This is a genomic window from Corynebacterium guangdongense, assembly GCF_030408915.1.
Taxonomy (GTDB): domain Bacteria; phylum Actinomycetota; class Actinomycetes; order Mycobacteriales; family Mycobacteriaceae; genus Corynebacterium; species Corynebacterium guangdongense.
Genome location: NZ_CP047654.1, coordinates 684,352 through 706,244, shown reverse-complemented (window position 1 = coordinate 706,244; position 21,893 = coordinate 684,352). Strand labels below are relative to the sequence as shown.

Sequence of the window (21,893 nt, the reverse complement as noted above, 5' to 3'; positions counted from 1 at the left end):
CCATGGGGTCACGGTGTCCCGGTGTCGCGGAATCCCCGGGGCAGGTCCGCCCGCCCCCGGGCGCTCCCCTAGTCCTCGTCGACCAGCGTGATCAGGCCGTAGTCGAAGGCGTGACGACGGTAGACGACGGACGGGCGCCCGGTCTCCTCGTCCATGAAAAGGAAGAAGTCATGTCCGACGAGCTCCATCTCCGAGAGTGCGTCATCGACGCTCATCGGGGTGGCGGTGTGCTCCTTGGTGCGCACGATCTGGCCCGGGACGGCGTCATCGACCTCCTTCTCGTAGGGGTCCACGTCGAATTCCTCGTTGGCTGCCTCGGCTGCCGCGCGATCCTTCTCGACCTGCTGAATCTCCGCGGCCAGCTTGCCGACGCCCAGCGGGGCGCGGTGGCCGGACTTGGCCTTTTCGCGACGGACCTTCACCTTGCGCAGCGAGCGCTCCATCTTGCCCAGCGCGACCTCGAGCGCGGCGTAGAAGCTGTCCTCCTTGGCCTCGGCGCGGGCGATGTGCCCCTTGCCGGTGGCGGTGATCTGGATGCGGTCGGTGCGGTCACCACGAGCCGGGTTGTTCTCGTGCTGAAGTTCCACGTGGAAGAAAGTCAGGGTGGGATCGAGCTTCTCGATCTTCGCCAGCTTGGAATTGACGCGGTCTGCGAAGTGCTCCGGCACCTCGACGTTGCGGCCAGTGATGGTCACCTGGCTCTCAGGACGCTTGATATCTGCAGTGGTCATCTGCTTCTTCCCTTTCCAATCCGGTGGACTGTTGTACCTCCACCCTACCTCTGGTCATAACCAATGGGGTACACCGGGTCGGACTTTTGTCCGGGCGACCGACTTCACACCCCCGGCAGGGCTGTGATCAGGCCGAACAGATGACCACCGCGGCCGCGACGGTCACACCCGCGGCGATGAGCCGCTGCGCGGAGGTCGTCAACGTCGCCCCGGTGGTGACCACGTCGTCGACCAGGACGGCGGGGGCTGCCGGCCGGGAACGGAGCTCGTCGACGCCGGCGTCGACGAGCCGCACCGCCCCCGCCAGATTCCGCAGTCTCTCCTCCGCACCCAGTTCCGACTGGTCAGCGACGCGCGGGGCAAGTCGGAGGGCCGCCACCGTTGCGACGCCGCTGGCCCGGCAGATCTGCTCGACGGGGTCTCCCCCGCGCAGCCGCGCCGAGCGCCGCCTCGTGGGCGCGGGCACCAGGACGAAGGTGGGCGGCAGCTCTCCCCGGGCGCCGAGATGGGTCAATGCGGCGCCCAGCACCGCGCCGACGTGCCGACGCACCGCGGTATTGCGTCTTTCCTTCATCGCCAGGATGAGCGAACGGTGCGCACCGGCGTAGGGCGCGAGAGCGTAGACCGGCACATGCGGGCTCGATCTGGTCGTTACCAGTTGCGGCGGCCGCGCCAGTTCGGCGCGGCAGGCCGCGCACAGGAGCTCTCCGCCCCGCCCGCACCCCGCGCAGTGCCGCGGCAGAATCAGCTCCATCGGGGTACCCGGGCCGCTAGGACGCCACGATCACGGCGGCTCGCACGCCCTGCAGGCCCGGCACCTCACGCCAGATGGCGTTGTCCCCGCCGCCGGAGGGCAACTGCAGGGCCGCCCGGGCGTCGGTGGCGTACATGGTCGTCGAGTTCGCCGCCACCGAGACCACCGGCGCCGTGATGTTGGCCGCCGGGAGCGCGAACACCGAGGAGCCGTCCTGTTCCACCCGCCAGACCGGAGTTTCCGGGGTCGCGGTGCCCACCAGGAGCGAGCCGTCGGGCTGCCACTCCACCGACAGCGCCGAACCCCCGAGGTCTCGAGCGATCTCGATGACGCTGACGATCTCCTTCGGCCCATTCGGCGGACGGGAGACCACGCCGAGAACGACCCTGCCGTCGATGATCATCGCCACCCGCACACCCGTGCGGGACAGACGCAGCATCGAGATGTCACCGCCCAGCGCATCCAGCTGGGCGGAGTTCACGTCCGACTGGGTGACCTCGGCGGAGGCCGCGGAACGCACCACGCGAACGACGTCGCGGCCGTCGACGACGATCCAGGCGGCGTTGGCGTCGTATTCGAAGGTCGGCCGCGAGATGGTCCGGGCCCGCAGGATGTCCGTCGACCCTCCCTCGGCCGTGGTGATGTGGAGCACCGATTCCTCGCCGGCCCGCTGCACCGCGGCGCCGGTCCCGGCCACGGTGAGCGCGGCGGACTCCAGGTTGTCCAGCTGGCCCAGACCGTTGGCGAGCGCCTTCGTCTGGCTGGAGGTCACCTCGAAGAGTCGTCCGTCGGTCAACGCGTACAGCGGCGCCCCCGCCGACAGGGTGCTGCGCGGGTTGTACTCGGCGAAGTCGTCCGGCACGACCTCACCCAGGGAGGCCACCAACGGCGCGCCGTCGGCGACGAAGCGATAGGGCGCGGGGATGTTCGCCTCCGCCAGGGTCCAGGTCAACTGCGCCCCGAGCAGGTTGCGTTCCTTCTCGTCCAGGCCCGAGACCCCGCTGAACCGGTAGACTCCCTCCGACTTCCCGGCGAAGCTCGCATCCGGGGTCAGGGCCGGATCCACCCCGGGGCGCAGGTACTCCGCGGGGCCGGCCAGCAGCAGCGACAGCAGGACGCTGTCGAGCTGCTCCTCCCCCGCGAACAGCCACCGGCGATCCGGGACCAGGACGCGGTGGGTCGTGTCGAAGAAGTAGAGGTTGTGCGGTTCGTACTGGTTGCGCAACTCCATGCGCTCCATGACCACGCCGTTGGGCACGGAACTGATGCGCCACTCCCCCCGGACCAGCTCCATTCGAACGCTCGCCTCGTACACGCTGTTCTCCGGCGTGTAAGAACCGCCCTCGAGCAGGGAGCCGATCACCGAACCGACGATGCGGAAGGTGCGCTGCTCGTCCGTGGAGCCGGCCTGGGTGGTCACGTCCAGGCGGTCGACGATGAGCATGGACTCCGAGGGGTCCCACTGCTCGGCGGTCTCCGGCGCCAGGTAGGCGCGGGCGGCGGCGTGATCGCTCACGGGGATTGCCGAGGCCGAGTAGAAGTCCCGGAGCAGCAGGTCAGGTTCACGCCCCGGCTCCGGGCCCGTGACCGCCGACTCCTCCGCGTCGTCCTCGAAGCGGCGCAGGGCCTGCGGTGCGGTGTTGTTGGGCAGGGTGGCGCAGCCGGCCAGTCCGAGCGTGGTCGCGGCCGAGGCCGCGAGAAAGCCGCGGCGGGTGTACTTTCCCAGGCTCATCGCCTCTCCCCCTTATCTGACCGCTTCTCCCCGAGCGCGTCGGGAACGGTGTCGGTGACGGTGCCGAACCCCGTCCCGGCGCCGGGGCCGGGGTCGGCGGTATCGGCGTCGGCGGCGGTAGCCCCGGCGACCTCGTGCTCGTCGACCGGGGTCTCCAGGGCCAGCGGGGCGTCCGCCGCGACAATCTCATCGCCTTCCTGGTCGCGGGGGAGCACGAGACGGAACTGCGAGCCCACTCCCTCGGTGCCGGTGGCGTCGAGGATTCCGCCGTGCAGCTCGGCGTCCTCGCGGGCGATCGCCAGGCCGAGGCCGGTGCCTCCCGAGTGCCGCTTGCGGGAGGCGTCGGCGCGCCAGAAGCGGTTGAAAACGAGCTCCTCCTGGCCCGGCTTCAGCCCGATCCCGCTGTCAGTGACCGTGATGGCCACGGCGTCGTCGTCGGCGGCCATAGCGACCTCAACGGGGTTGCCCTCGCTGTGGTCGATGGCGTTGGCGATGAGATTGCGCATGATTCGTTCGATGCGCCGCGAGTCGCCGACGATCCACACCGGTTTGGCGGGCAGGTCGAAGGAGACCTCGACGTTGAGCTTCTCCGCCAGATGCTGCGTCGCCTCCCAGGCGGCGTGGACCGGCGAACGCACGTCCAGGCGCGTGGAGGAGAGATCGGCGACGCCCGCGTCGTGTCGGGAGATCTCCAGCAGGTCGTTGAGCAGCATCTCGAAGCGATCGAGCTCGCGCATCATCAGTTCCGTGGCGCGCTTGGTGTGCGGCTCGAAGTCCTCCGCGTCGTCGGCGATCATGTCCGCGGCCATCCGCACCGTGGTCAGCGGGGTGCGCAGCTCATGGGAGACGTCCGAGGTGAACTGGCGCTGCAGGTCGCCGTACTCCTCCAGCTGCTTGATCTGCTGCAAGAGTTTCTCGGCCATGTCGTTGAAGGACAGGGCCAGCCGGGCCATCTCGTCCTCACCCTCGACGACCATCCGCTCGCGCAGGTGGCCGGCCGCCAGCCGCTGCGCGATCCTCGACGCGCTGCGCACCGGCGCGGTCACCTGCTGCGTCGCCAACCAGGCGATGGCCACCAGGAGCACCACGACCACGACCCCGGCCATGGCGAGGATGCCCTGCATGAGCGCGACCGTGGACTCCTCCGCGTCCATCGGGTAAACGAGGTAGAGCTGCAGGCCCGGGATGTCCGTGTTCGTCGGGGTGCCGATGAACAGGGCGTTGTAGGTCTGCCCGTCGGTCCGCGTGGTGGTGGCGAACTGGTAGGAGACCTGCCCCTCCGAGACGAAGTCCTGCAACCCCTCGGGCACCCGGTAGTTCTCCGGCGCTGTCGTCACCGAGCCGTCCGGGCTGCTGACCACCAGCACCGGTTCATACACCGAGCTGCTCTCGCCGCTCTGGTACGACAGCTGGGACAGCGCCGCGCGGGCGGACTGGAGCCGTACCTGCACCGAACTGGCCGAACCGGTGGCGGTGATCTGCTGCTCGACGGCGATGCGGGCGCGGTCGATCTCGTTGCTGGCCTGCTCGATCTTGCCGTCGGTCAGGCGGGAGGTCACCAGGGAAGCGAGCGCGAAGCCGAGGATCATCATGACCACCGTGGAAGCGATCAGGATGGAACCGATGACGCGGACCTGGAGGGAGGTGCGCCACTGTTCGGACACTCGGTCCTGCAGCCGGGACAATTGGTTAGTGATGACGAAACCTCGCAACTTACCCGTTGCTGAACTCGCCGGGCTTAACGGTCTTGTAGCCCACGCCACGGACCGTCAGGACGATCTGCGGCTCCTCCGGGTCCTTCTCTATCTTGGCGCGCAGACGCTGGACGTGCACGTTGACCAGACGGGTGTCGGAGGCGTGCCGGTAGCCCCAGACGCTCTCCAGCAGTTCCTCCCGGGAGAAGACCTGGCCCGGTTTCTCCGCCATCTTCAGCAGGAGGTCGAACTCCAGCGGGGTGAGGTTGATCTGATCGGCGCCACGCTTGACGGTGTGCTCCGGGACGTCGATGACCAGGTCACCGACCTCGAGGATCTCGTTCGGCCGGTCATCGGTGCGACGCAGCCGGGCGCGAATGCGGGCGACCAGTTCCTTCGGCTTGAAGGGCTTGGTGATGTAGTCGTCGGCACCGGATTCCAGGCCCAGGACCACGTCGACGGTGTCGGTCTTCGCGGTCAGCATGACGATCGGCACCGAGGACTCCGCCCGGATGGCCTTGCAGATGTCGACGCCGTTCATCCCCGGAAGCATCAGATCCAGCAGGATCAGGTCAGGCTCACTCTCCTGGAAGGCAGGGACGGCCTCGTTGCCGTCGGTGACCGCCACCGGATTGAAGCCTTCGGCCTCGAGCACGATGGTGAGCATTTCCGAGATCGCTGGGTCGTCGTCGACGACGAGGATGGTGGCTGACATGTCAGGCCCCTTCTGTCCGATGGATGAAAGGTGGAGAACATCGGTCACCGGGTCAGGCGCGCGATAATCTCCTCGGCCTCCGACGTTACCATCCATTCACCGGCCCAATCGGCGGAAGCGAGCTGATTGTAGGCCTGCCACGTGCGCTCCTGGAGCGAGCCGTCGCGCTCGTAGGCGTCCCGGGCGCGGGTGGCGTCGAGCTGGGCGCGACGCTTCGCCCGCCCCTCGGCGACCTCGGGCGGGGTGTCGAGCAGCACCTGCAGATCCGGCGTCGGCAGGCCGAGTCGGCCGAACTCCAGGTCGCGGACCCACCCGACGATGGCCGGGTCCCCGGTGCGCGCCAGGGAGTAGGCGGCGTTGGACGCGACGTAGCGGTCCAGCAGGATGACCCGATCCCCGGCGCCCGCGTACGCCAGGAGGTCCTCGCGGGCGCCGTGGCGGTCAAGGGCGAAGAGCGTGGCCATCGCGTAGGGGGATTCGGTCAGGTCACCCATCTCCCCGTGCAGGGCGGCCTGCGCCAGCTGCGCGTGAATCGACGTCTCATAACGCGGAAACGCCAGGACGTCAGCGCCGATTTCCTTCCTGATCGCGGTGACCAGCGTGTTCTTGCCGGCACCGTCGATGCCCTCGATCGCGATAATCATTTAGTAGCGGTAGTGCTCCGGCTTGTACGGGCCGGCGACGTCGACGCCGATGTACTCCGCCTGCTCCTTGGTCAGCTCGGTGAGCCTGCCGCCGAGGGCCTCGACGTGGACGCGAGCGACCTTTTCGTCGAGGATCTTCGGCAGACGGTAAACCTGGTTGTCGTACTGATCGGCGTTGGTGAACAGCTCGATCTGCGCGATGGTCTGGTCCGCGAAGGAGTTGGACATGACGAAGGACGGGTGGCCGGTGGCGTTGCCCAGGTTGAGCAGGCGCCCCTCGGACAGCACGATGATGGAGTTGCCGTTGGGGAGGGTGAACTCGTCGACCTGCGGCTTGATGTTGGTGCGGGTGACGTCGTCGCGATGCAGCAGCGAGTGCATGTCGATCTCGTTGTCGAAGTGCCCGATGTTGCCCAGGACGGCGTAGTCCTTCATCATCTCCATGTGTTCGAAGGTGATGATGTCCTTGTTGCCGGTGGCGGTGATGACGATGTCAGCCTGGCCGATGAAGTCCTCGGTGAGGACGACGTCGAAGCCGTCCATCATGGCCTGCAGCGCGTTGATCGGGTCGGCCTCGGTGACCGCGACGATCGCGCCCTGGCCGTCGAGCGCCTCCGCGACGCCCTTGCCCACGTCACCGTAGCCGCAGACCAGGGCCTTCTTACCGCCGATGAGCATGTCGGTGCCACGGTTGATGCCGTCGAGGACCGAGTGGCGGGTGCCGTACTTGTTGTCGAACTTGGACTTGGTGACCGCGTCGTTGACGTTCATCGCCGGGAAGGGCAGCTGGCCCTCGTTGGCGAAGTGGTACAGACGGTGCACGCCGGTGGTGGTCTCCTCGGTGACGCCCTTGATCGACTCGGCGATCTCGCCCCACTTGCCCTGCTCGGAGGCCATGACCTCACGCAGCATGTTGTAGAAGGCGATCTGCTCGTCGGACTCCTCCGCGCCGAGCTCCGGCACGGCGCCGGCCTGCTCGAACTCGCGGCCCTTGATGACCGCCATGGTGGCGTCGCCGCCGTCGTCGAGGATCATGTTCGGCAGGATGCCCTCGCCCCAGGAGAAGATCTGGTTCAGGCACCACCAGTACTCGTCCAGCGTCTCGCCCTTCCAGGCGAAGACCGGGACACCCTGCGGGTTCTCCGGGGTGCCCTCCTTGCCGACGACGACGGCCGCGGCGGCCGGATCCTCGGTGGAGAAAATGTTGCAGGACGCCCAACGCACCTCGGCGCCGAGCGCGACCAGCGTCTCGATGAGCACGGCGGTCTGGGTGGTCATGTGGATGGAGCCGGCAATGCGCGCGCCCTTGAGCGGCTGCTCCTCGCCGTACTCCTCGCGCAGGGACATCAGGCCGGGCATCTCGTGCTCGGCGAGACGGATCTGGTGACGGCCGGCCTCATGGAGGGAAAGGTCCGCGACCTTGTAGTCGATGGTCTGCGACATGTGCAGGGTGCTCCTTGGATCAGTTGTGGCGATAGCGCGACTGCCCGGGCCGTGTCGACACCGCTCGGGGCAGGGACTTTTCGTGAATATCCGGGTCCGTCCCCGGCGGATGCGGAGACGGGGGCCCACGGCCCACAACTGTAGCGCGCCACCCCGACGCGGTGCTCCTCGGAGCGGGCGGGTACCACCCCGACGCGGCCTAGGAGAGGGCCTCGATGAACTGGTCGACGTCCTCGTCGGTCTCCTCGGCCTCGAGCAGCTCCGCAGCGGTGGCGTTAAGTTCCTCGTCGCCGGAGCCGGCGAGGCCGCGGATGAAGGGGTAGGCGGAGGCCACGTCGCCGGCGGTGAAGGGGGCGCCCGCCCAGATGGCCGCGATGGTGGCGGCGGCCAGTCCGTTGCGGCGTTCATCCTCGCTGGCGCTGTCCGCCTGACGAACGGCCAGGAGGCACGCGTCGCGGACGGCCTCTACGATGTCGTCGTCATCCAGGTCGTTGAGTTCATCGAGAAAATCAACGTTGACGTCTTCGGAAAAGATCACCTGATCCCAGGCGCTCATGATGGTCTCCTTTGGGTAGTTCTTGTCAGTAACCGTGGCTTGTCGTATCGCGAATCGCCATTGTCTGGTAGTTTTGTTACCAAGATGTGACCTTGAGTTACAAAGACACAGCGGCAGGACCGGAAACGGCCTGTTTTCGAGGGGATTGGTGGCAGGTGAACTCAGACAAAAGCAAGGTCGCGGTTTTCATCGTCGTAGGCATACTGGTGGCGGGCGTCATCGGGACGCTCGTCTGGCGCAGCGGGAGTCCGACGAATCCTTCCGTCACCGATACTGCCACGACCTCACAGCTTTCGAGCACACCGGACCCGGTGAACGCCCTCGCCTCCCCCGCCGCGCTCCCCACCACCCCCGGTGTCAGCGCCCCGGACACGGAGGACCTCCCGCCCGCGCCCGCCGGCGCCGACATCTCGATGCCCGCGGCCGACGACCCCTTCCTGGCCCCGCACGCCGTGGTCGTCGCACCGGAGCGGGTGTCACCGACCACCGTCTATCGCCCGGACAACATCGGCGAGGAGCTCACCGCCGCCACCAGTCCGAGCACTCTGGCCGCCCCGGCCATCACCGGGTCAGCCACCCCGCCCGCCACGAGTCCCCAGCCGTCAACGTCCGAGCCCGCCGACGACACTCCCCCGGCCGAGGGCGAGTCGGCCCTGCCGGAGACCTCAACCGAGTCCCCGGAGCCGACCGCCCCGACCGAGTCCAGCCAGACCGACTCGACCCAGACCGACTCGACCCCGGCCACCGAGACGGAACTGCCGGAGTTCGTCGACCCGGTCGAGGACGCCACGGATTCGCTCACCCAGGCGCCGACGACGGCCCAGACCGGACCCTCCGAACAGGTCGCACCGTCCCCGGCCCCCTCGCCGGCGCCGTCCCTGACGCCGGAGGCGTCCGCGCCGGCCCCCGCCGAGCAGAACCTTCAGGGCGCCACCCCGGACCAGGGTTCCGGATCCGGCTGGTCCTGGAGCACCGTCCGCGGCTGGCTCCCCTGGTGACCTGAGCCAGGGAAACGATCGACGCCCGCATGGCTCAGAGCCATGTGGGCGTCGATCGTTTCCGCGCTAGGTGCGGGCGATGAACAGCTGCGCCGGGGTGGCGCCCTCCTCGTCCGCATCCCGGAAGTGGACCGGTTCCCCGCACGCCGGCAACCAGAGGGAGTCTCCCGGGGTGAGCATGGTGTCGCCGTCGACCTGGATCCGGCCCGCCGTACACAGGGCGATGGCGGGTCCGTCGTGCCGGTGCACGACGTCGACGACCGGGCTGTACTCGGCCAGCCGGAACTCGTCGATCGGCAGGTCGTACTCCCGGCCGTCGCGGCGGACGCCGGGATCGGCCAGCGACTCGAAGCGCAGGACCCGGACCAGCTCGGGCACGTCGACGTGCTTGCTGGTCAGGCCGCCGCGGAGCACGTTGTCGGAGTTGGCCATGACTTCCACTCCCATGCCGTAAAGATAGGCGTGCAGTTGGCCCGCGGACAGGTACAGGGCGTCCCCGGGCTGGAGGCGGATGTGGTTGAGCAGGAGTGCGCCCAGCACGCCCACGTCACCCGGGTAGCGGTCATCGAGATCGACGACGGCCGCCAGCGCGTCATGCATCCAGCCCGGTTCCGGGTGCGCGTCGAGCCACGCCTGCGCCGCCTCGACGACGTCGCGCACCAGCGCCACCCTCGCCGAGGCGGGGATGGTGATCCAGGTGGTGAACAGGACCCGGAGATTGCTGTCCTCCTCGGCCGGGTCGTCGGAGAGCATCGAGAGGTAGTGCTCCAGCGCCGAACAGTCGAGGGCGTCGAGAAGCTCGCGGGTCCGTTCGAAGGGGCGGAAGCCTGCGAGGGCGGCGAAGTCCGTCAGCGCGACGATGATCTCCGGTTTGTGGCTCGGGTCCTTGTAGTTCCGGTTGCCCGCGTCGAGGGCGATGCCGGCCTCGTTCTCCCGGTCGTAGCCGGCCTGGGCCTGCTCCGCGGAGGGGTGCGCCTGCAGGCTCAGCGGTTCGTCCGCGGCCAGCAGTTTCACCAGGAAGGGCAGTTTTCCGGCGTAGGCTTCGCTCACCCGGGCGCCCAGCGCGGCGAGCGGGTCCTCGGCGATGATCGTCGTCAGCGCCCGACCGTCGACGGTCGAGGAGGCGGCGGGGTGGGCGCCGTACCAGAGCTCGGCCTCGGGCGACTGGGTCGGCGTGGGCAGGCCACGCAGCTCCCCGAGCAGGGTTCGTGACCCCCACGGGTAGTGGCGCAGCGCGGGGGTCAGTTTCTGCACGGCCCCCGTTCCCCTTGCGTCAGTGATGGTTTGTCTCCAATAATCTTCGTTCATGTTCATGCAATTCTCAGGCAAAGAGGCCTTCGGGGCCCACTTATAGTCCCCCGTCGGCGTCCGCGTCGAGCGCGGTGACCGCGAAAGCCCGGGTGATCATTCGTAGCGCCTGGCCGGTGGGGCCAGCAGCTGAGGGTGGGCATTCGACGGCCTGCGCATGGGCGATATCCGTGGCATATGTTCCCCAGACAATGGTTTTCAAGGCTACCAGGGAGCTCGGCCCATCCAGGAACGGGTCGTGGAAGAGGTCGTCGACGGGAGCCGGATCGCCCAGCGCGTCGCCCAGTTCTGCGGCGGAGGCCCAGCCCGAGGACAGTCCCTTGGCGGTGAAGATGGCGGCGATGAGCTCGGCGGCGGCCTCCGCGACGGGGCCGACGCCGGTGTGCAGGAGCCGGGAGCCGTCGATGAAGGTGCGCAGCCGACGGGCGGGGTTGACCAGGATGTCGCGTTCCGGAGACAGCTGGGTGGCGTCCTCGTCGAGTTCGTCGGCGATGACCGCCAGGCGCTGGGCGACGAGCTGCTCGTCTTCCTCGAGGAGGTCGAGCACGGTGGACACGGCGCAGATGGCGCGGGCCGGCGAGGAGCCCACGGACGTCGGCAGGGGCGTGACGCGGATGGTGTCGGGCGAGATGTCCTCGGTGATCGGACCCTGGGCGGGGCCGATCAGCACGGTCACCGCGCCGCGACGGTTCGCGCTGAGAAGGTCGCGGGCGAGCTCAGGGTCGTCCCCCCGGTCGCCGATGCCGACGACCAGGTCCAGCGCCCCGACGTAGGTGGGCAGCGACGTGGTCACCACGACCGGCAGGCGCAGCGGGGTACGCACGGCGGTGACGAATCTGGCCGATGCCTCCGCAAGCATGTCCCTGGCGAGAATGACCAGGCTGCGCGGCTGGAGTTCGCGGACGCCGACGAGCCTGTCGATCGATCCGGCCACCGCCCGCACCTGCGCCCCCTCATGCGCCACATCGAAGAAACGGACCGTTTCGCGGTCGTATCCGGAACCGTCGTAGTAGTCGTCCATGCCCGACAGCATAATCCCGCGCTCTGGGAGAGGTCTGGCGATTACCTGCAGCGCCATCGTCGGCGCAGGTGAGCGCGCCGTCAGGAGCGGATGATACCCAGAATCTCCGCGACGAGGGCGTCGACCTCGGCCGCGGTCTCCGCCTCGACGTTGAGCCGGAGCAGCGGTTCCGTGTTGGAGGCCCGGACGTTGAACCACGCCTTGGTGCCGGCGAGCTCGACCGTGACGCCGTCGAGACGGTCGATGGACTCGGTGCGCCCGGCGAAGGCCTGGAGGACGGCCTCGGTGGCCGCGGACTGGTCCTCGACGGTGGAGTTGATCTCACCGCTGGCGACGTAGCGTTCGTAATCGGCCATCATGGCCGACAGCGGGGCGTCCTGGTTGCCCAGCGCCGCCAGGACGTGCATCGCGGCGAGGATGCCGGAGTCGGCGTTGAAGAATTCGGTGAAGTAGTAGTGGGCGGAGTGCTCGCCGCCGAAGACCGCGCCGGTCTCGGCCATCCGTGCCTTGATGAAGGAGTGGCCCACACGGGTGCGCACCGGCGTGCCGCCGTTCTCCTCGATGATCTCCGGGACCGCCCGGGAGGTGATGAGATTGTGGATGACGGTCGCACCGGGCTGCTGTGCCAGGTAACGCTCGGCGACGATGGCAGTGACTGCCGAGGGGCTGACCGGCTCACCCGCCTCGTCGATGACAAAGCAGCGGTCGGCGTCGCCGTCGAAGGCCAGGCCGAGGTCGGCGCCCTCTTCCACGACAAATTTCTGCAGGTCCACGAGGTTCTTCGGGTCCAGCGGATTGGCCTCGTGGTTGGGGAAGGTGCCGTCCAGCTCGAAGTAGAGCGGACGGATGTCCAGCGGCAGGCCCTCGAAGACGGCCGGGACGGTCAGCCCGCCCATCCCGTTGGCGGCGTCGACGGCGACGACCAGCGGGCGAATGCCGGAGAGATCAACCAGCCCGCGCAGGTGAGCGCCGTAGTCGCCGAGCACGTCGCGCTCGGTGACCACCCCCGGTGCGCCGTCGTAGTCGGGGACGCCGTCGACGAGCATCGTGGTGATCTCGGCGAGGCCGGACTCCTGGCTGACCGGGCGGGCGCCGGAGCGGCAGAGTTTGATGCCGTTGTACTGGGCCGGGTTGTGGGAGGCGGTGAACATCGCGCCGGCGACGTCGAGTTCGCCGGAGGCGAAGTAGAGCTCATCGGTGGAGGTCAGGCCCAGGGCAACGACGTCGAGGCCCTGGGAGACGGCGCCCCGGGCGAAGGCCCCGGCGAGTTCCGGCGAGGAGGGGCGCATGTCGTGGCCGATGGCCAGGGTGGTCTCGCCCTCTCCGCGCAGGATGGCGGCGTAGGCTGCGCCCGCCTCGAACATGAAGGAGGCGTCGATGGATTCCCCCACGACTCCTCGGATGTCATATGCCTTGATGACGGCTGCAACGGACTCGCGAGTTCGACTCATCTGCTTCGGGCCTTATCTCTGGAGGGACAGTGAACCCGTCAGAGTCTAACGCCCCACCCCCGCGGGGCGGAGTCCGAGCCTCTAGTCGCGGCGGTGACGGCCGCCGTAGTGTTCCTCGGGCCCGGCCTCCGGCCCGGCCTGCCGCTCGGAGGGATCCGGCACGACGGACAGGTGCGAGCGGCGCGACTGCTTCTCGACGGCGCGTCGCTTCGCCCCGTAGATCGGGTGGCGGGAGGTGACGGGATTGGAGGGATCGGTACGGTACGGCGGGAACTCGATGGGATCGCCCGATCGCTCGCCGTCGTCGACGAGTCCGCTGGTGATCCGGCCGGCCTCGCTCACGGCCTCGGCGAGCGCGGTCAGCTCCTCCATCTCGTCCAGGCCTTCCAGCTGAATGCCGTTCGCGGCCAGCGCGATGGCGGCCGCGGAATCGGGATCATCGAGATCCTCGATGGCGATCTGGTCGACTCGAAGCATCTCCCAGCCGATGGGCACGGTGATGCGTTCTGCATGATCCGCGCAGAGGTCCCAGCTGTGGGGTTCGGCAACCGTCGCCAGCGGACCGACGACCGCGGTGGAATCCGCGTAGGCGTAGGTCAGGGTCGCCACGGCATTCTTGCCGCAGCCTGGGCGGGAACAACGACGAAGGCTACTCACGAAGCCCAAGTCTAAACCCTTACTTGAGATTTGCACAGTAGGCCCGGCGTGGAGCGTCGGAAAAGCCGGGGAATCGGCCTAGAGTCATACACGTGCACACCCGTCCTTTCCGCAATGTCCACGGCCGCGGCCTGCGTGGCCCGCTTCTCCCCACGCAGACGCCCCGCTTCCGCACGCGCAGCCAGTCCTTCGACATGGCGGTGCTGGAGGCCTACGCGCCGATCCAACAGGCCTACCGCGAGCAGTTGATCGGCCTCGACATCGCGGTCGACACGGTCCCGCGCATGCGGATGCGCACCGACATGACGGTGCTGCCCGACGATATCGTCGCCGACGGCCCCGTCCCCCTGGGCCGGGTGCTGCCGGCCGGCACCGATCAGGAGGGCCGGCCGACCCGCGCCCGGCTGGTCCTGTTCCGGATGCCGATCGAGACGCGCGCGGAGGATCCGCAGGATCGGCAGGATGTGCTCACCGCGGTCCTCACCGCGCTGGTGGCGAACTACCTCAACCTCTCCCCGCGCGACATCGACCCGGAGTTCGACCTCTAGCCGGACACCCCGGAAAAACGCTCAGCCCCACCGCCGGGCCATGAACCGGGGCAGGGTCGTCACAATGATGGTGATGTCCGAGGAGGGGGGGCGTGTCAGCCGATCTGGCGCTTGAGGCGGCGTCGCTCGCGATCCGACAGGCCACCCCAGATGCCGAAGCGCTCATCATGCTCGAGCGCGAACTCGAGGCACTCATCCCGTACCGGGCAGGCCTGGCAGATGCGCTTGGCCTCCCGGGTGGAGCCGCCCTTCTCGGGGAAGAACGCCTCCGGATCCGTCTGAGCGCACAGCGCCTGGTCCTGCCAGTCCTGTTCGACGGCAGTAAACAGATCGTCCAGTGACATTTTTACCGCAGCCCCGCCACGGAGAATGACGTTGTCAGCCATGATTTCCCACGCCTTCCCTTCCCCGTAGATCGCTTCTTGATACCAATGTGATTAAACAGGGGGCCCCCGAAAATCGTCAACCTCAGTCGGCGCTAAGGTGCGCTAATTCAGCCTTTTCCCAGAATGACTTTCACATGAGTCACATGAATCACATCAGTCCCAAGTCCACAGGTTCAGGGGTGGCCCGAGGGGGTACTACATGTAGTGCCCGCAAGGGGGATTAACCACAAATACGCAGGTAAACGGCATGTCTTCAGGCGTCGGAGGAAAAACGGACCCCGTTATCGGGAATAGATACGCCCGACCAGACACGCATACCGCCCATGAGCTCACAGCGGGCGCCGATCTGCGCGCCCTCACCGATCACACAGTTCTCGATGCGCGCGTTGGCGCCGATTCGCACGCCGGAGGCGATGATGGAGTCCTTCACCCGGGCTCCCGGTTCGATGGTCACGCCGTCAAAGATGACGGAGCCGTCGATGCGCGCGCCGGCGCCCACCTCCGAGCCGCGGCCGACCGCAGTGCCGCCCAGCAGCAGCACGCCGGCGGCGACGCCGGCGGAATCGTCGACGAGCGCTTCGCCGGTCCGGCCGTCGAGAAGCGGTGAGGATGCGATGCCGCGCACCAGGTCCGAGGAACCGTGGACGAAGTCGTCCGGCCTCCCCATGTCCCGCCAGTAGGAGGAGTCGACGTGGCCGTAGAAACGGCGGCCGTCCTCGAGGAACCTCGGAAAGACCTCCCGCTCGACGGAGACGACGCGCCCGGCCGGAATCTCGGCGATGAGTTCGCGGCGGAAGACGTAGATGCCCGCGTTGATCTGGTCGGTCGGCGGATCTTCGGTCTTCTCCAGGAAATCGAGGACCTTGCCGTCCGCGTCGGTCGGCACGCAGCCGAAGGCGCGGGGGTCCTGGACACGCACCAGGTGCATCGTCAGATCCGCGTTCTTGTCCTGATGGGTGCCCAGCACAGCGAGCAGGTCCGTGTCGCCGAGGACGTCGCCGTTGAAGACCATGACCGTCTCGTTACGCAGCTTCTCGTAGACGTTGCGGATGGCGCCGCCCGTGCCGAGGGCCTCCTCCTCCACCACGTACTCGATTTCGAGACCCATCTCGGAGCCGTCGCCGAAGTATTCCTCGAACACCTCGGCCTTGAAGGAGGTGCCCAGCACCACGTGGGTGATGCCCGCGGCCTTGATACGGGCCAGCAGGTGCTGCAGGAAGGGGTAGTTCGCCGTCGGCAGCATCGGCTTGGGGGTGTTGTTCGTCAGCGGGCGCAGGCGGGTGCCCCGTCCACCGACGAGGATGACGGCATCAGTCTGTGCGGGATTGACCATGGGTGGCGGCCTTTCTTCTTCCTGTTGTCTTTGCTGTGGGCTGTTGGTGGTGGCTAGTCGCCGGAACGCGCGCGGGCGGCGGCGACGGCGACGAGCGCCCGGAGTTTAAGCCCCCACCACAGCGCCCACCGCACCGGGATCTGCCACGGCCGCGTCAGCCGGTCGGCCTGGAAACGGTAGGCGGAGTCGTGGTGCGCGGGCAGCATGGTCCCGGGGTGGCTCTCCGTCGAGTGGCCCTGGGCGTGAGTGATCACGGCCTCCGGGCAGTAGACATTGTCGTAGCCGGCGCGGGTGAAGCGGTCGCCGAGATCGACGTCCTCCATGTACATGAAGTAGCGCTCGTCGAAACCCCCGACGGCCTCGAAGGCGTCCCACCGCACCAGCAGGCACGATCCGGACAGCCAGCCCGCGGTGTGCTCGACGTCCATGGCCGCGCCATGTCGGTAATGGGCCGTCCACGGGTTCGAGGGCCAGACGGCGCCGAAGAGGGCGTGACCGATGCCGTTGGCCAGCGTCGGCACCGCCCGCGCCGAGGGGTAGGTCGAACCGTCCGGTTCCAGGATGCGCGGGCCGACGGCCGCGGCGCCGGGCAGCTGCCGCGCCCGCCGCAGCAGGGCGTCGATGGAGCCGGGCAGGAAGACCACGTCCGGGTTGGTGATGAGGAAGTGCTCGGGGTCGATCTCGCCGCGGGCACGGGCCGGGGCGAGGTGGCGGACGGCGGCGTTCATGCCGCTGCCGTAGCCGACGTTGCCGCCGGTGTCGAGGAACTCGACGCCGTCGCGGGCCGCCGCCGCGGCCTGCGGGACGCCGTCGGTGGAGCCGTTGTCGGCGAGCACCACGCGGGTGTCCCCGACGGTCGCCGCCCCGATGGAGTCGAGGAAATGGGCGAGGTGCTCACCGGGGGAATACGTCACGGTGACGATCGCGAGGGGAGGATTCTGGGCATTCACAATGTCGTACACACTACCGCCCGGCCTGGGAAGTTCCGGTCGGCCACACCGGCGGGCCGGCGACGATCGGACATCGGATATGCGAGGGACTACACTTTAGACACCCATATCTCGGCCGGGCGCGTGAAAGTCCGGCCGTTTTTGTCCCGACCAGTCCCGGAGAGCCTGAGCAACCGTGAACGATAGTCCCCGCGCCCCGCGCGACATTCAGGCTGCCCCGGCCCCGCACGTGGCCCGTCAGACCACCCGCCAGATCGGCCCGGCCTGGCTCAAGGGCTTCCTCGCGACCCTGTCCGTGATCATCCTGCTGATCACCGGCGCCGGTTACGCGACCGTGGGTTCGCTCGGCAACGAGCTCGCCTCCGCGTCCAACCTCAACCTCGGCCGGGACGAGGAGGATGCGGTCGACGGGGCCACCGACATCCTGCTGGTCGGCTCCGACTCGCGCACCGACGCCCAGGGCAACCCGCTGCCCGAGGAGGAGCTCGCCCGCCTCAACGCCGGCGAGGCCGACGGCGAGGAGAACACCGACACGATGATGGTCGTGCGCGTGCCCAACGACGGCTCCCGCGCCACCGCCGTCTCCCTGCCGCGCGACACCTACGTCCACGACGAGAACTTCGGCAACATGAAGCTCAACGGCGTCTTCGCCGCCTACAAGGCCGAGCGGCGCGCGGAGCTGCTTGCCGACGCCGACGAGGCCGAGGAGTCGATGAGCGACGCCGAGATCCGCAAGCTGGAGGAGCAAGCGACCGAGGCCGGGCGCCAGGGTCTGCTGGACTCAGTCGCCCGGCTCACCGGCGTGGACATCGACCACTTCGCCGAGATCGGCCTGCACGGCTTCGTCCTGCTCACCGACGCCATCGGCGGCGTCGACGTCTGCCTCAACGAAGCGGTCGACGATCCCTTCTCCGGCGCGAATTTCCCCGCCGGCGAGCAGACCCTCAACGGCCTCGAGTCCCTGGCGTTCGTGCGCCAGCGTCACGGCCTGCCCCGCGGCGACATCGACCGCATCGTGCGCCAGCAGGCGTACATGGCCTCGCTGGTCAACAAGATCCTCTCCTCGGACACCCTGACCAGCCCGGGCAAGCTCAACGACATGGCCAAGGCCGTCGAGAAGTCGGTGGTCATCGACGAGGACTGGGACGTCATGTCCTTCGCCACCCAGCTGGCCAACCTGGCCGGCGGCAACGTCGTGTTCACCACCATCCCGGTGACCTCCATCGACGGCGTCGGCGACTACGGCGAGTCCATCGTCACCGTCGACGTCGCGCAGGTCCACAAGTTCATGGAGGACATGGTCGTCACCGAGGAGGAGGCGGCCGCCGCGGAGACCACCGAGTCCGAGAGCGCCCCCGCCCCGGACGCCCCGACCGCGCTCGACGGCGTCAACGTCCACGTCCTCAACGCCACCTCCACCAGCGGGCTGGCCGGCAACGTCGGCCAGTGGCTCGAGGAGGAGGGCGTCACCGTCGAGGAGGTCAACAACGCCCAGCCGGGCGTCTACTACGTCAGCCAGGTCGTCGCTGCCGATCCGTCCTCCGCGGCGGCGCAGGCCCTGGCGGAGCTGCTCGGCGGCCTCGAAGTCACCGCCAACGCCGGTCTCGACGCCGACACGATCATTGTCGTCACCGCTGACGACTACGCCGGTCCGATGTCCACCGTCCCGCTGGAGACTTCCTCCGAAGCCGCCCCCGAGGAGCCGGTCGGCACCCCGGGCTCGGACTTCGGCGCCGCCGACCCCGGTCCGAAGATCAACGCCGGCGGGACCGGGCCCCGCTGCATCAACTAGTCGCCGGGAAGCGCTCCGGTGATTAGTCTCGGGGGCGACGGTGAACCCGCCGCGCCCGCGACTTCGTAGCGAAAGGCCCCGATCCCCCATGACGACCCCGCCCTACGGCACCGACACCAACGACGCCGACAACCCCTACGCCTCCGGGCCCTCGCTGGGCGCCCCGCAGAATTCCCCCGACTCGCCCTACGGCACCAGCTGGCACTCCCCGGACGCCAAGGCCCCCGCCTCCCGGCCCGCCCCGACCGGGGCGAGCTACGCCTACACCCGCGGCGCCGCGCTGCAGGGCCCCTACCCCGCCGTCACCCTGACCGCGGAGGACGCCCGGGAGAGCAGGCGCGGGCGCCAGCCCGGGGAGGGGTTCTTCTCCGCGCTCCTCGACCTCAACTTCGAGCAGTTCGTCTCGGTGAAGTACGCGAAGTTCATCTACACGCTCCTGCTCCTGCTCATCGGACTGGCGCTGGTCTTCCTGTGGCTGATCCCGGCGGTGACCGCATTCAGCGAGGGCATCATGGTCGGTTTCGCGGTCCTGCTGCTGGGCTGGATCCCCGTCGCGGTCGTCGGACTCTTCCAGCTGATCGTCGTGCGCATCCTGCTGGAGTTCGTCATCGCCACCGTCCGGACCTCGGAGAACACCTCGAAGCTGCTCGAGGACCGCTGAGTTTCCGCGTTTTCTTTAGAGTGGGGTGTCATGAGATTCTTCGCCCACCTGCTCTCCGCCGATCCCGCGTCCCCGCGCCTGACCGTCTACGACGAATCCACCGGGGCCCGCATGGATTTCTCCGCCCAGACCCTGGACAACTGGACGTCAAAGATCGCCAACATGCTGGAGCAGGAGCTCGACCTCACCGAGGGCTCCACCATCGCCGTCGACATGCCCGTGAGCTGGCAGGCCGCCGTCACCGTCTTCGGTGCCCTGGCCATCGGGATCGAGGTGGAGTTCACTTCGGAGCCGGGCGAGCAGCAGGCGGTGTTCACCGTCCCCGATCGTTTCGAGGCCTGGGCCAACCGCGGCGTCGACGTCCTGCTCGTCTCCGCCGACCCCTTCGGCCGCGGCATCGAGGAGTCCGGCGGCACCCTGCCGGTCGGCGCCCTGGATTTCGGCCCGGTCGTGCGCTTCTACGGCGACCAGTTCTTCGGAGAGTCCCACGCGCTGCCCGAACTCGTCGACGCCGGCGAGAAGCACCGGCTCCTGTCCACCGGCTGGTCCGACCGGGCCAGTTTCGAGGCAACGGTCCTCGCGCCGCTGGCCGCGGGCGGGTCCGCCGTCGTCGTCGCCGGCGTCGCCTCAGCCGAGCGCCTCGAGGAGATCGCGGCCAGTGAGAAGGTCAGCGCCCGCGCCTGAATCTCTCGGCCTCCGCCAGTAGGGCGACCTGGCTCGCCGCGGTACGCGCCTGCGCCCGCTTGCCGACGATCGCCCCTCCCTCCCCCTCCACCGGCAGCTCCGCAAGGGCGTCGTCGAGCATGCTCGCCAGCTGTGCCCGGTACTCGAGGTAGTGCGCGGACTCCTTCGCCCGCCTGCTGACGAACCACATCGTGACGATCACCAGTAGTCCCAGGGCGAGGGCGACGATCCAGACCGTCAATCCGTCCACGAGCGTCAGCGCCACCACCAGTGGCACGAGCAGCAGGACGAGGAGCACCACGTAGACGGTGATCGCCTGGCCCCGGGTCGGCAGCATGTGCGGGTGCAGTCCCTCGACCTCCTCGTGGAGGCGGGTCAGCTGCTCGATGGTCTGCGGGTCCTCGCCCCGCCTGGCGCGCAGCCGGCGGATGCGGGCGACCTTCCCCTCCCAGTCGGTGCGGGGCGGAGTGGTCTGATCAGCGGGAATACTCATGGTGCGCCCAGATTATCCGTCAGCCGAGAATTTTCCGCCACCCGACTCGCAGCAGGGAGTGTGACGTCGCGAGAAGCTCCCGGCCCCAGTGACCCAGCCCCTCCCGCAGGGGCGTGTGCGCCGTGACGAGGGTGACGGGGATGCCCAGGTGCCACGCCCACAGCCGGGTCCGCCAGGCGTGGAAATCGCTGGTGACCACCAGCCAGCGCCCCGCCCCCGGCACCAGCGCGTGCGCCTTCTCCAGGTTTTCGTTGGTGCTGGTGGCGTCCGGCTCGATGAGGATTCGGCCGGCGTCCAGCCCGTGGCGCACCAGCCAGTCGAACATGGCCTCCGCCTCCCCGTGTCCGGAGACCACCACCGTGGGGCGCCGCCCGGCCCGGTCCAGGTCCTCGGCCAGTGTCAGCGCACGCCGGAGCCGGTGCTGGAGAATGGGCTCCGGCCGGCCGTCGATCACGCGGGCGCCGAGGACGAGAATGTTCTCCGCCATCACGAGAGGAAGCGCCGGGCCTGCAGGCGGAGGCGTTCCGCGTCCGTCACCGAGTCACGCACGTGGTGGGGCGTCGTGGCCGCATTCAGCAGCTCCTTCGTGGCTTGGACCCTGGCCCGCAGGCGCAGGAGATCGGCCTGTTCCGCGTCCGTCAGCGGGGTGCCGATGCCCTTGGTCATCACCAGGTAGTCCAGCTCGATCTGCACGTCGCTGAGGTCGCGTCGCGCGTCGGCGGCCAGGGCCTGCAGCTCCCCGGTCCGCCGCTGCACCTTCGTGCTGCGGCGCACCCCGTTCCAGCCGTAGCCGATGAGGACGAGACCGGCGACAGGGGCGGCGACGAGCAGCAGGACGCCGAGCACGTTGAGCACGATGGCGACGCCCCAGAGGATGGCGCCCACGACGAGCACGCCCACCAGGATCATGGCGCAACCGGAGCCGCCGGACCTGTTACTGCTCATTGAGCCACCCCCACATCGACGAGCCCAGTTCCAGCAGCCCCCACCCGGCGAGCATCACCAGCACGGCGACCAGGATCCCGCCCGCCGTCCATGCCAGGGCAAGGCCGACGCCGGTGCCGGGCCTGGCCTGCAGGTCGTCGACCAGGCGGCCAAGTTCCTCGTCGAATTCCCGCAGGTCCGCCTCCGTGTGGATGGCTTTCCGTTTGGCGCGCAGCCACGCCGGATCCGGGACGGGGGCGGCGACAGCGGCGGTTTCAGCTTCCTGCCCAGGGGTTGGGGTGCTCATGTCCACTGACTCTAGGACATCACCGCGACATCGTTTCCTCTTTCGCCTTCGCACGGGTGGGCGAAGGGTCCCCCGGCCGTGTGTCTGAGTAGAACGCGTCAGCGGGGCATG

The 21,893-nt window shown here is 68.6% G+C and carries 24 protein-coding genes; 5 read left to right on the top strand and 19 right to left on the bottom strand.

What is annotated here, in order from left to right:
- Positions 1 to 68 precede the first annotated feature (68 nt).
- The 8 genes from hpf to CGUA_RS03390 form a co-directional block, all read right to left on the bottom strand.
- Positions 69 to 731, bottom strand: a complete 663-nt coding sequence (hpf, locus tag CGUA_RS03425; protein ID WP_290197703.1) for a ribosome hibernation-promoting factor, HPF/YfiA family — start codon at positions 729 to 731, stop codon at positions 69 to 71.
- A gap of 127 nt (positions 732 to 858) precedes the next feature.
- A complete protein-coding gene (locus CGUA_RS03420; protein ID WP_290197702.1) occupies positions 859 to 1,362 on the bottom strand; it encodes a ComF family protein in 504 nt (167 codons plus the stop codon).
- A gap of 139 nt (positions 1,363 to 1,501) precedes the next feature.
- Positions 1,502 to 3,217: an MtrAB system accessory lipoprotein LpqB gene (lpqB, locus tag CGUA_RS03415; RefSeq protein ID WP_290197701.1), complete on the bottom strand. Its 1,716-nt coding sequence runs from the start codon at positions 3,215 to 3,217 to the stop codon at positions 1,502 to 1,504.
- Positions 3,214 to 4,893 (bottom strand): MtrAB system histidine kinase MtrB, encoded by a 1,680-nt coding sequence (gene mtrB / locus CGUA_RS03410; RefSeq protein WP_435383692.1) that lies wholly within the window; start codon positions 4,891 to 4,893, stop codon positions 3,214 to 3,216. Before mtrB ends, lpqB begins: the two co-directional genes overlap by 4 nt.
- A 37-nt stretch (positions 4,894 to 4,930) precedes the next feature.
- A complete protein-coding gene (mtrA, locus tag CGUA_RS03405) occupies positions 4,931 to 5,626 on the bottom strand; it encodes an MtrAB system response regulator MtrA (RefSeq protein WP_290197699.1) in 696 nt (231 codons plus the stop codon).
- 44 nt (positions 5,627 to 5,670) lie between these two features.
- Positions 5,671 to 6,270 carry a dTMP kinase gene (locus tag CGUA_RS03400; RefSeq protein ID WP_290197698.1) on the bottom strand — a complete coding sequence of 200 codons (600 nt, stop codon included), beginning with the start codon at positions 6,268 to 6,270 and terminating at the stop codon, positions 5,671 to 5,673.
- Entirely contained in the window at positions 6,271 to 7,713 is a 1,443-nt protein-coding gene (ahcY, locus tag CGUA_RS03395) for an adenosylhomocysteinase (RefSeq protein ID WP_290197697.1), read from the bottom strand.
- Between the two features lie 199 nt (positions 7,714 to 7,912).
- A complete protein-coding gene (locus tag CGUA_RS03390; protein ID WP_290197696.1) occupies positions 7,913 to 8,269 on the bottom strand; it encodes a DUF4259 domain-containing protein in 357 nt (118 codons plus the stop codon).
- 155 nt (positions 8,270 to 8,424) lie between these two features.
- Between CGUA_RS03390 and CGUA_RS03385 the strand changes: the two genes are divergently transcribed.
- On the top strand, positions 8,425 to 9,267 hold the full coding sequence (locus CGUA_RS03385; RefSeq protein ID WP_290197695.1) for a hypothetical protein: 843 nt from the start codon (positions 8,425 to 8,427) through the stop codon (positions 9,265 to 9,267).
- 66 nt (positions 9,268 to 9,333) lie between these two features.
- On the opposite strand, the gene manA is transcribed toward CGUA_RS03385, so the two are convergent.
- The 4 genes from manA to CGUA_RS03365 all read right to left on the bottom strand — a co-directional run bounded on the left by manA (position 9,334) and on the right by CGUA_RS03365 (position 13,704).
- Entirely contained in the window at positions 9,334 to 10,521 is a 1,188-nt protein-coding gene (gene manA / locus CGUA_RS03380; protein WP_290197694.1) for a mannose-6-phosphate isomerase, class I, read from the bottom strand.
- A gap of 94 nt (positions 10,522 to 10,615) precedes the next feature.
- Positions 10,616 to 11,596, bottom strand: coding sequence for a hypothetical protein (locus CGUA_RS03375; protein ID WP_290197693.1), 981 nt, complete (start codon positions 11,594 to 11,596; stop codon positions 10,616 to 10,618).
- An 80-nt stretch (positions 11,597 to 11,676) separates the two neighbouring features.
- Positions 11,677 to 13,047: a phosphomannomutase/phosphoglucomutase gene (locus tag CGUA_RS03370; protein ID WP_290197692.1), complete on the bottom strand. Its 1,371-nt coding sequence runs from the start codon at positions 13,045 to 13,047 to the stop codon at positions 11,677 to 11,679.
- Between the two features lie 81 nt (positions 13,048 to 13,128).
- On the bottom strand, positions 13,129 to 13,704 hold the full coding sequence (locus CGUA_RS03365) for a DUF3499 domain-containing protein (RefSeq protein WP_290197691.1): 576 nt from the start codon (positions 13,702 to 13,704) through the stop codon (positions 13,129 to 13,131).
- Between the two features lie 92 nt (positions 13,705 to 13,796).
- Between CGUA_RS03365 and CGUA_RS03360 the strand changes: the two genes are divergently transcribed.
- Positions 13,797 to 14,252 (top strand): metallopeptidase family protein, encoded by a 456-nt coding sequence (locus tag CGUA_RS03360; RefSeq protein WP_290197690.1) that lies wholly within the window; start codon positions 13,797 to 13,799, stop codon positions 14,250 to 14,252.
- 95 nt (positions 14,253 to 14,347) lie between these two features.
- On the opposite strand, the gene CGUA_RS03355 is transcribed toward CGUA_RS03360, so the two are convergent.
- The 3 genes from CGUA_RS03355 to CGUA_RS03345 all read right to left on the bottom strand — a co-directional run bounded on the left by CGUA_RS03355 (position 14,348) and on the right by CGUA_RS03345 (position 16,921).
- Positions 14,348 to 14,596, bottom strand: a complete 249-nt coding sequence (locus CGUA_RS03355) for a WhiB family transcriptional regulator (RefSeq protein ID WP_290198302.1) — start codon at positions 14,594 to 14,596, stop codon at positions 14,348 to 14,350.
- Positions 14,597 to 14,891: 295 nt separating this feature from the next.
- Entirely contained in the window at positions 14,892 to 15,971 is a 1,080-nt protein-coding gene (gene manB, locus CGUA_RS03350) for a mannose-1-phosphate guanylyltransferase (protein WP_290197689.1), read from the bottom strand.
- Between the two features lie 53 nt (positions 15,972 to 16,024).
- Entirely contained in the window at positions 16,025 to 16,921 is an 897-nt protein-coding gene (locus CGUA_RS03345; protein WP_290197688.1) for a glycosyltransferase family 2 protein, read from the bottom strand.
- 175 nt (positions 16,922 to 17,096) lie between these two features.
- Here CGUA_RS03345 and CGUA_RS03340 point away from each other — a divergent pair, with 175 nt between their 5' ends.
- From CGUA_RS03340 to CGUA_RS03330, 3 genes are all read left to right on the top strand, one after another.
- Positions 17,097 to 18,713: an LCP family protein gene (locus CGUA_RS03340; RefSeq protein ID WP_290197687.1), complete on the top strand. Its 1,617-nt coding sequence runs from the start codon at positions 17,097 to 17,099 to the stop codon at positions 18,711 to 18,713.
- Between the two features lie 88 nt (positions 18,714 to 18,801).
- A complete protein-coding gene (locus tag CGUA_RS03335; protein WP_290197686.1) occupies positions 18,802 to 19,374 on the top strand; it encodes a DUF4282 domain-containing protein in 573 nt (190 codons plus the stop codon).
- A gap of 30 nt (positions 19,375 to 19,404) precedes the next feature.
- Positions 19,405 to 20,058 carry a TIGR03089 family protein gene (locus CGUA_RS03330; protein ID WP_290197685.1) on the top strand — a complete coding sequence of 218 codons (654 nt, stop codon included), beginning with the start codon at positions 19,405 to 19,407 and terminating at the stop codon, positions 20,056 to 20,058.
- Here CGUA_RS03330 and CGUA_RS03325 read toward each other — a convergent pair.
- Genes CGUA_RS03325 through CGUA_RS03310 form a run of 4 tightly spaced genes read right to left on the bottom strand, consistent with a single transcriptional unit; the run spans position 20,042 to position 21,782 of the window.
- Positions 20,042 to 20,551 (bottom strand): hypothetical protein, encoded by a 510-nt coding sequence (locus tag CGUA_RS03325; protein ID WP_290197684.1) that lies wholly within the window; start codon positions 20,549 to 20,551, stop codon positions 20,042 to 20,044. The genes CGUA_RS03330 and CGUA_RS03325 overlap by 17 nt on opposite strands.
- Before the next feature lie 19 nt (positions 20,552 to 20,570).
- Complete coding sequence (locus CGUA_RS03320; protein ID WP_290197683.1) at positions 20,571 to 21,038, bottom strand: YdcF family protein; 468 nt, start codon at positions 21,036 to 21,038, stop codon at positions 20,571 to 20,573.
- Positions 21,038 to 21,496, bottom strand: a complete 459-nt coding sequence (locus CGUA_RS03315) for a hypothetical protein (RefSeq protein WP_290197682.1) — start codon at positions 21,494 to 21,496, stop codon at positions 21,038 to 21,040. The genes CGUA_RS03320 and CGUA_RS03315 overlap by 1 nt, the downstream gene beginning before the upstream one ends.
- Positions 21,486 to 21,782, bottom strand: a complete 297-nt coding sequence (locus CGUA_RS03310; protein WP_290197681.1) for a hypothetical protein — start codon at positions 21,780 to 21,782, stop codon at positions 21,486 to 21,488. The genes CGUA_RS03315 and CGUA_RS03310 overlap by 11 nt, the downstream gene beginning before the upstream one ends.
- Between the last annotated feature and the right edge of the window lie 111 nt (positions 21,783 to 21,893).

Excerpts from the sequence above, each read along its gene's own strand:
- CGUA_RS03325 (WP_290197684.1), bottom strand. The coding sequence starts at position 20,551 with ATGAGTATTCCCGCTGATCAGACCACTCCGCCCCGCACCGACTGGGAG.
- mtrA (WP_290197699.1), bottom strand. The coding sequence starts at position 5,626 with ATGTCAGCCACCATCCTCGTCGTCGACGACGACCCAGCGATCTCGGAA.
- CGUA_RS03370 (WP_290197692.1), bottom strand. The coding sequence starts at position 13,047 with ATGAGTCGAACTCGCGAGTCCGTTGCAGCCGTCATCAAGGCATATGAC.
- CGUA_RS03310 (WP_290197681.1), bottom strand. The coding sequence starts at position 21,782 with ATGAGCACCCCAACCCCTGGGCAGGAAGCTGAAACCGCCGCTGTCGCC.
- CGUA_RS03330 (WP_290197685.1), top strand. The coding sequence starts at position 19,405 with ATGAGATTCTTCGCCCACCTGCTCTCCGCCGATCCCGCGTCCCCGCGC.
- CGUA_RS03355 (WP_290198302.1), bottom strand. The coding sequence starts at position 14,596 with ATGTCACTGGACGATCTGTTTACTGCCGTCGAACAGGACTGGCAGGAC.
- hpf (WP_290197703.1), bottom strand. The coding sequence starts at position 731 with ATGACCACTGCAGATATCAAGCGTCCTGAGAGCCAGGTGACCATCACT.
- ahcY (WP_290197697.1), bottom strand. The coding sequence starts at position 7,713 with ATGTCGCAGACCATCGACTACAAGGTCGCGGACCTTTCCCTCCATGAG.
- CGUA_RS03335 (WP_290197686.1), top strand. The coding sequence starts at position 18,802 with ATGACGACCCCGCCCTACGGCACCGACACCAACGACGCCGACAACCCC.
- lpqB (WP_290197701.1), bottom strand. The coding sequence starts at position 3,217 with ATGAGCCTGGGAAAGTACACCCGCCGCGGCTTTCTCGCGGCCTCGGCC.
- CGUA_RS03375 (WP_290197693.1), bottom strand. The coding sequence starts at position 11,596 with ATGGACGACTACTACGACGGTTCCGGATACGACCGCGAAACGGTCCGT.
- CGUA_RS03400 (WP_290197698.1), bottom strand. The coding sequence starts at position 6,270 with ATGATTATCGCGATCGAGGGCATCGACGGTGCCGGCAAGAACACGCTG.
- CGUA_RS03315 (WP_290197682.1), bottom strand. The coding sequence starts at position 21,496 with ATGAGCAGTAACAGGTCCGGCGGCTCCGGTTGCGCCATGATCCTGGTG.
- CGUA_RS03390 (WP_290197696.1), bottom strand. The coding sequence starts at position 8,269 with ATGAGCGCCTGGGATCAGGTGATCTTTTCCGAAGACGTCAACGTTGAT.
- CGUA_RS03320 (WP_290197683.1), bottom strand. The coding sequence starts at position 21,038 with ATGGCGGAGAACATTCTCGTCCTCGGCGCCCGCGTGATCGACGGCCGG.
- manB (WP_290197689.1), bottom strand. The coding sequence starts at position 15,971 with ATGGTCAATCCCGCACAGACTGATGCCGTCATCCTCGTCGGTGGACGG.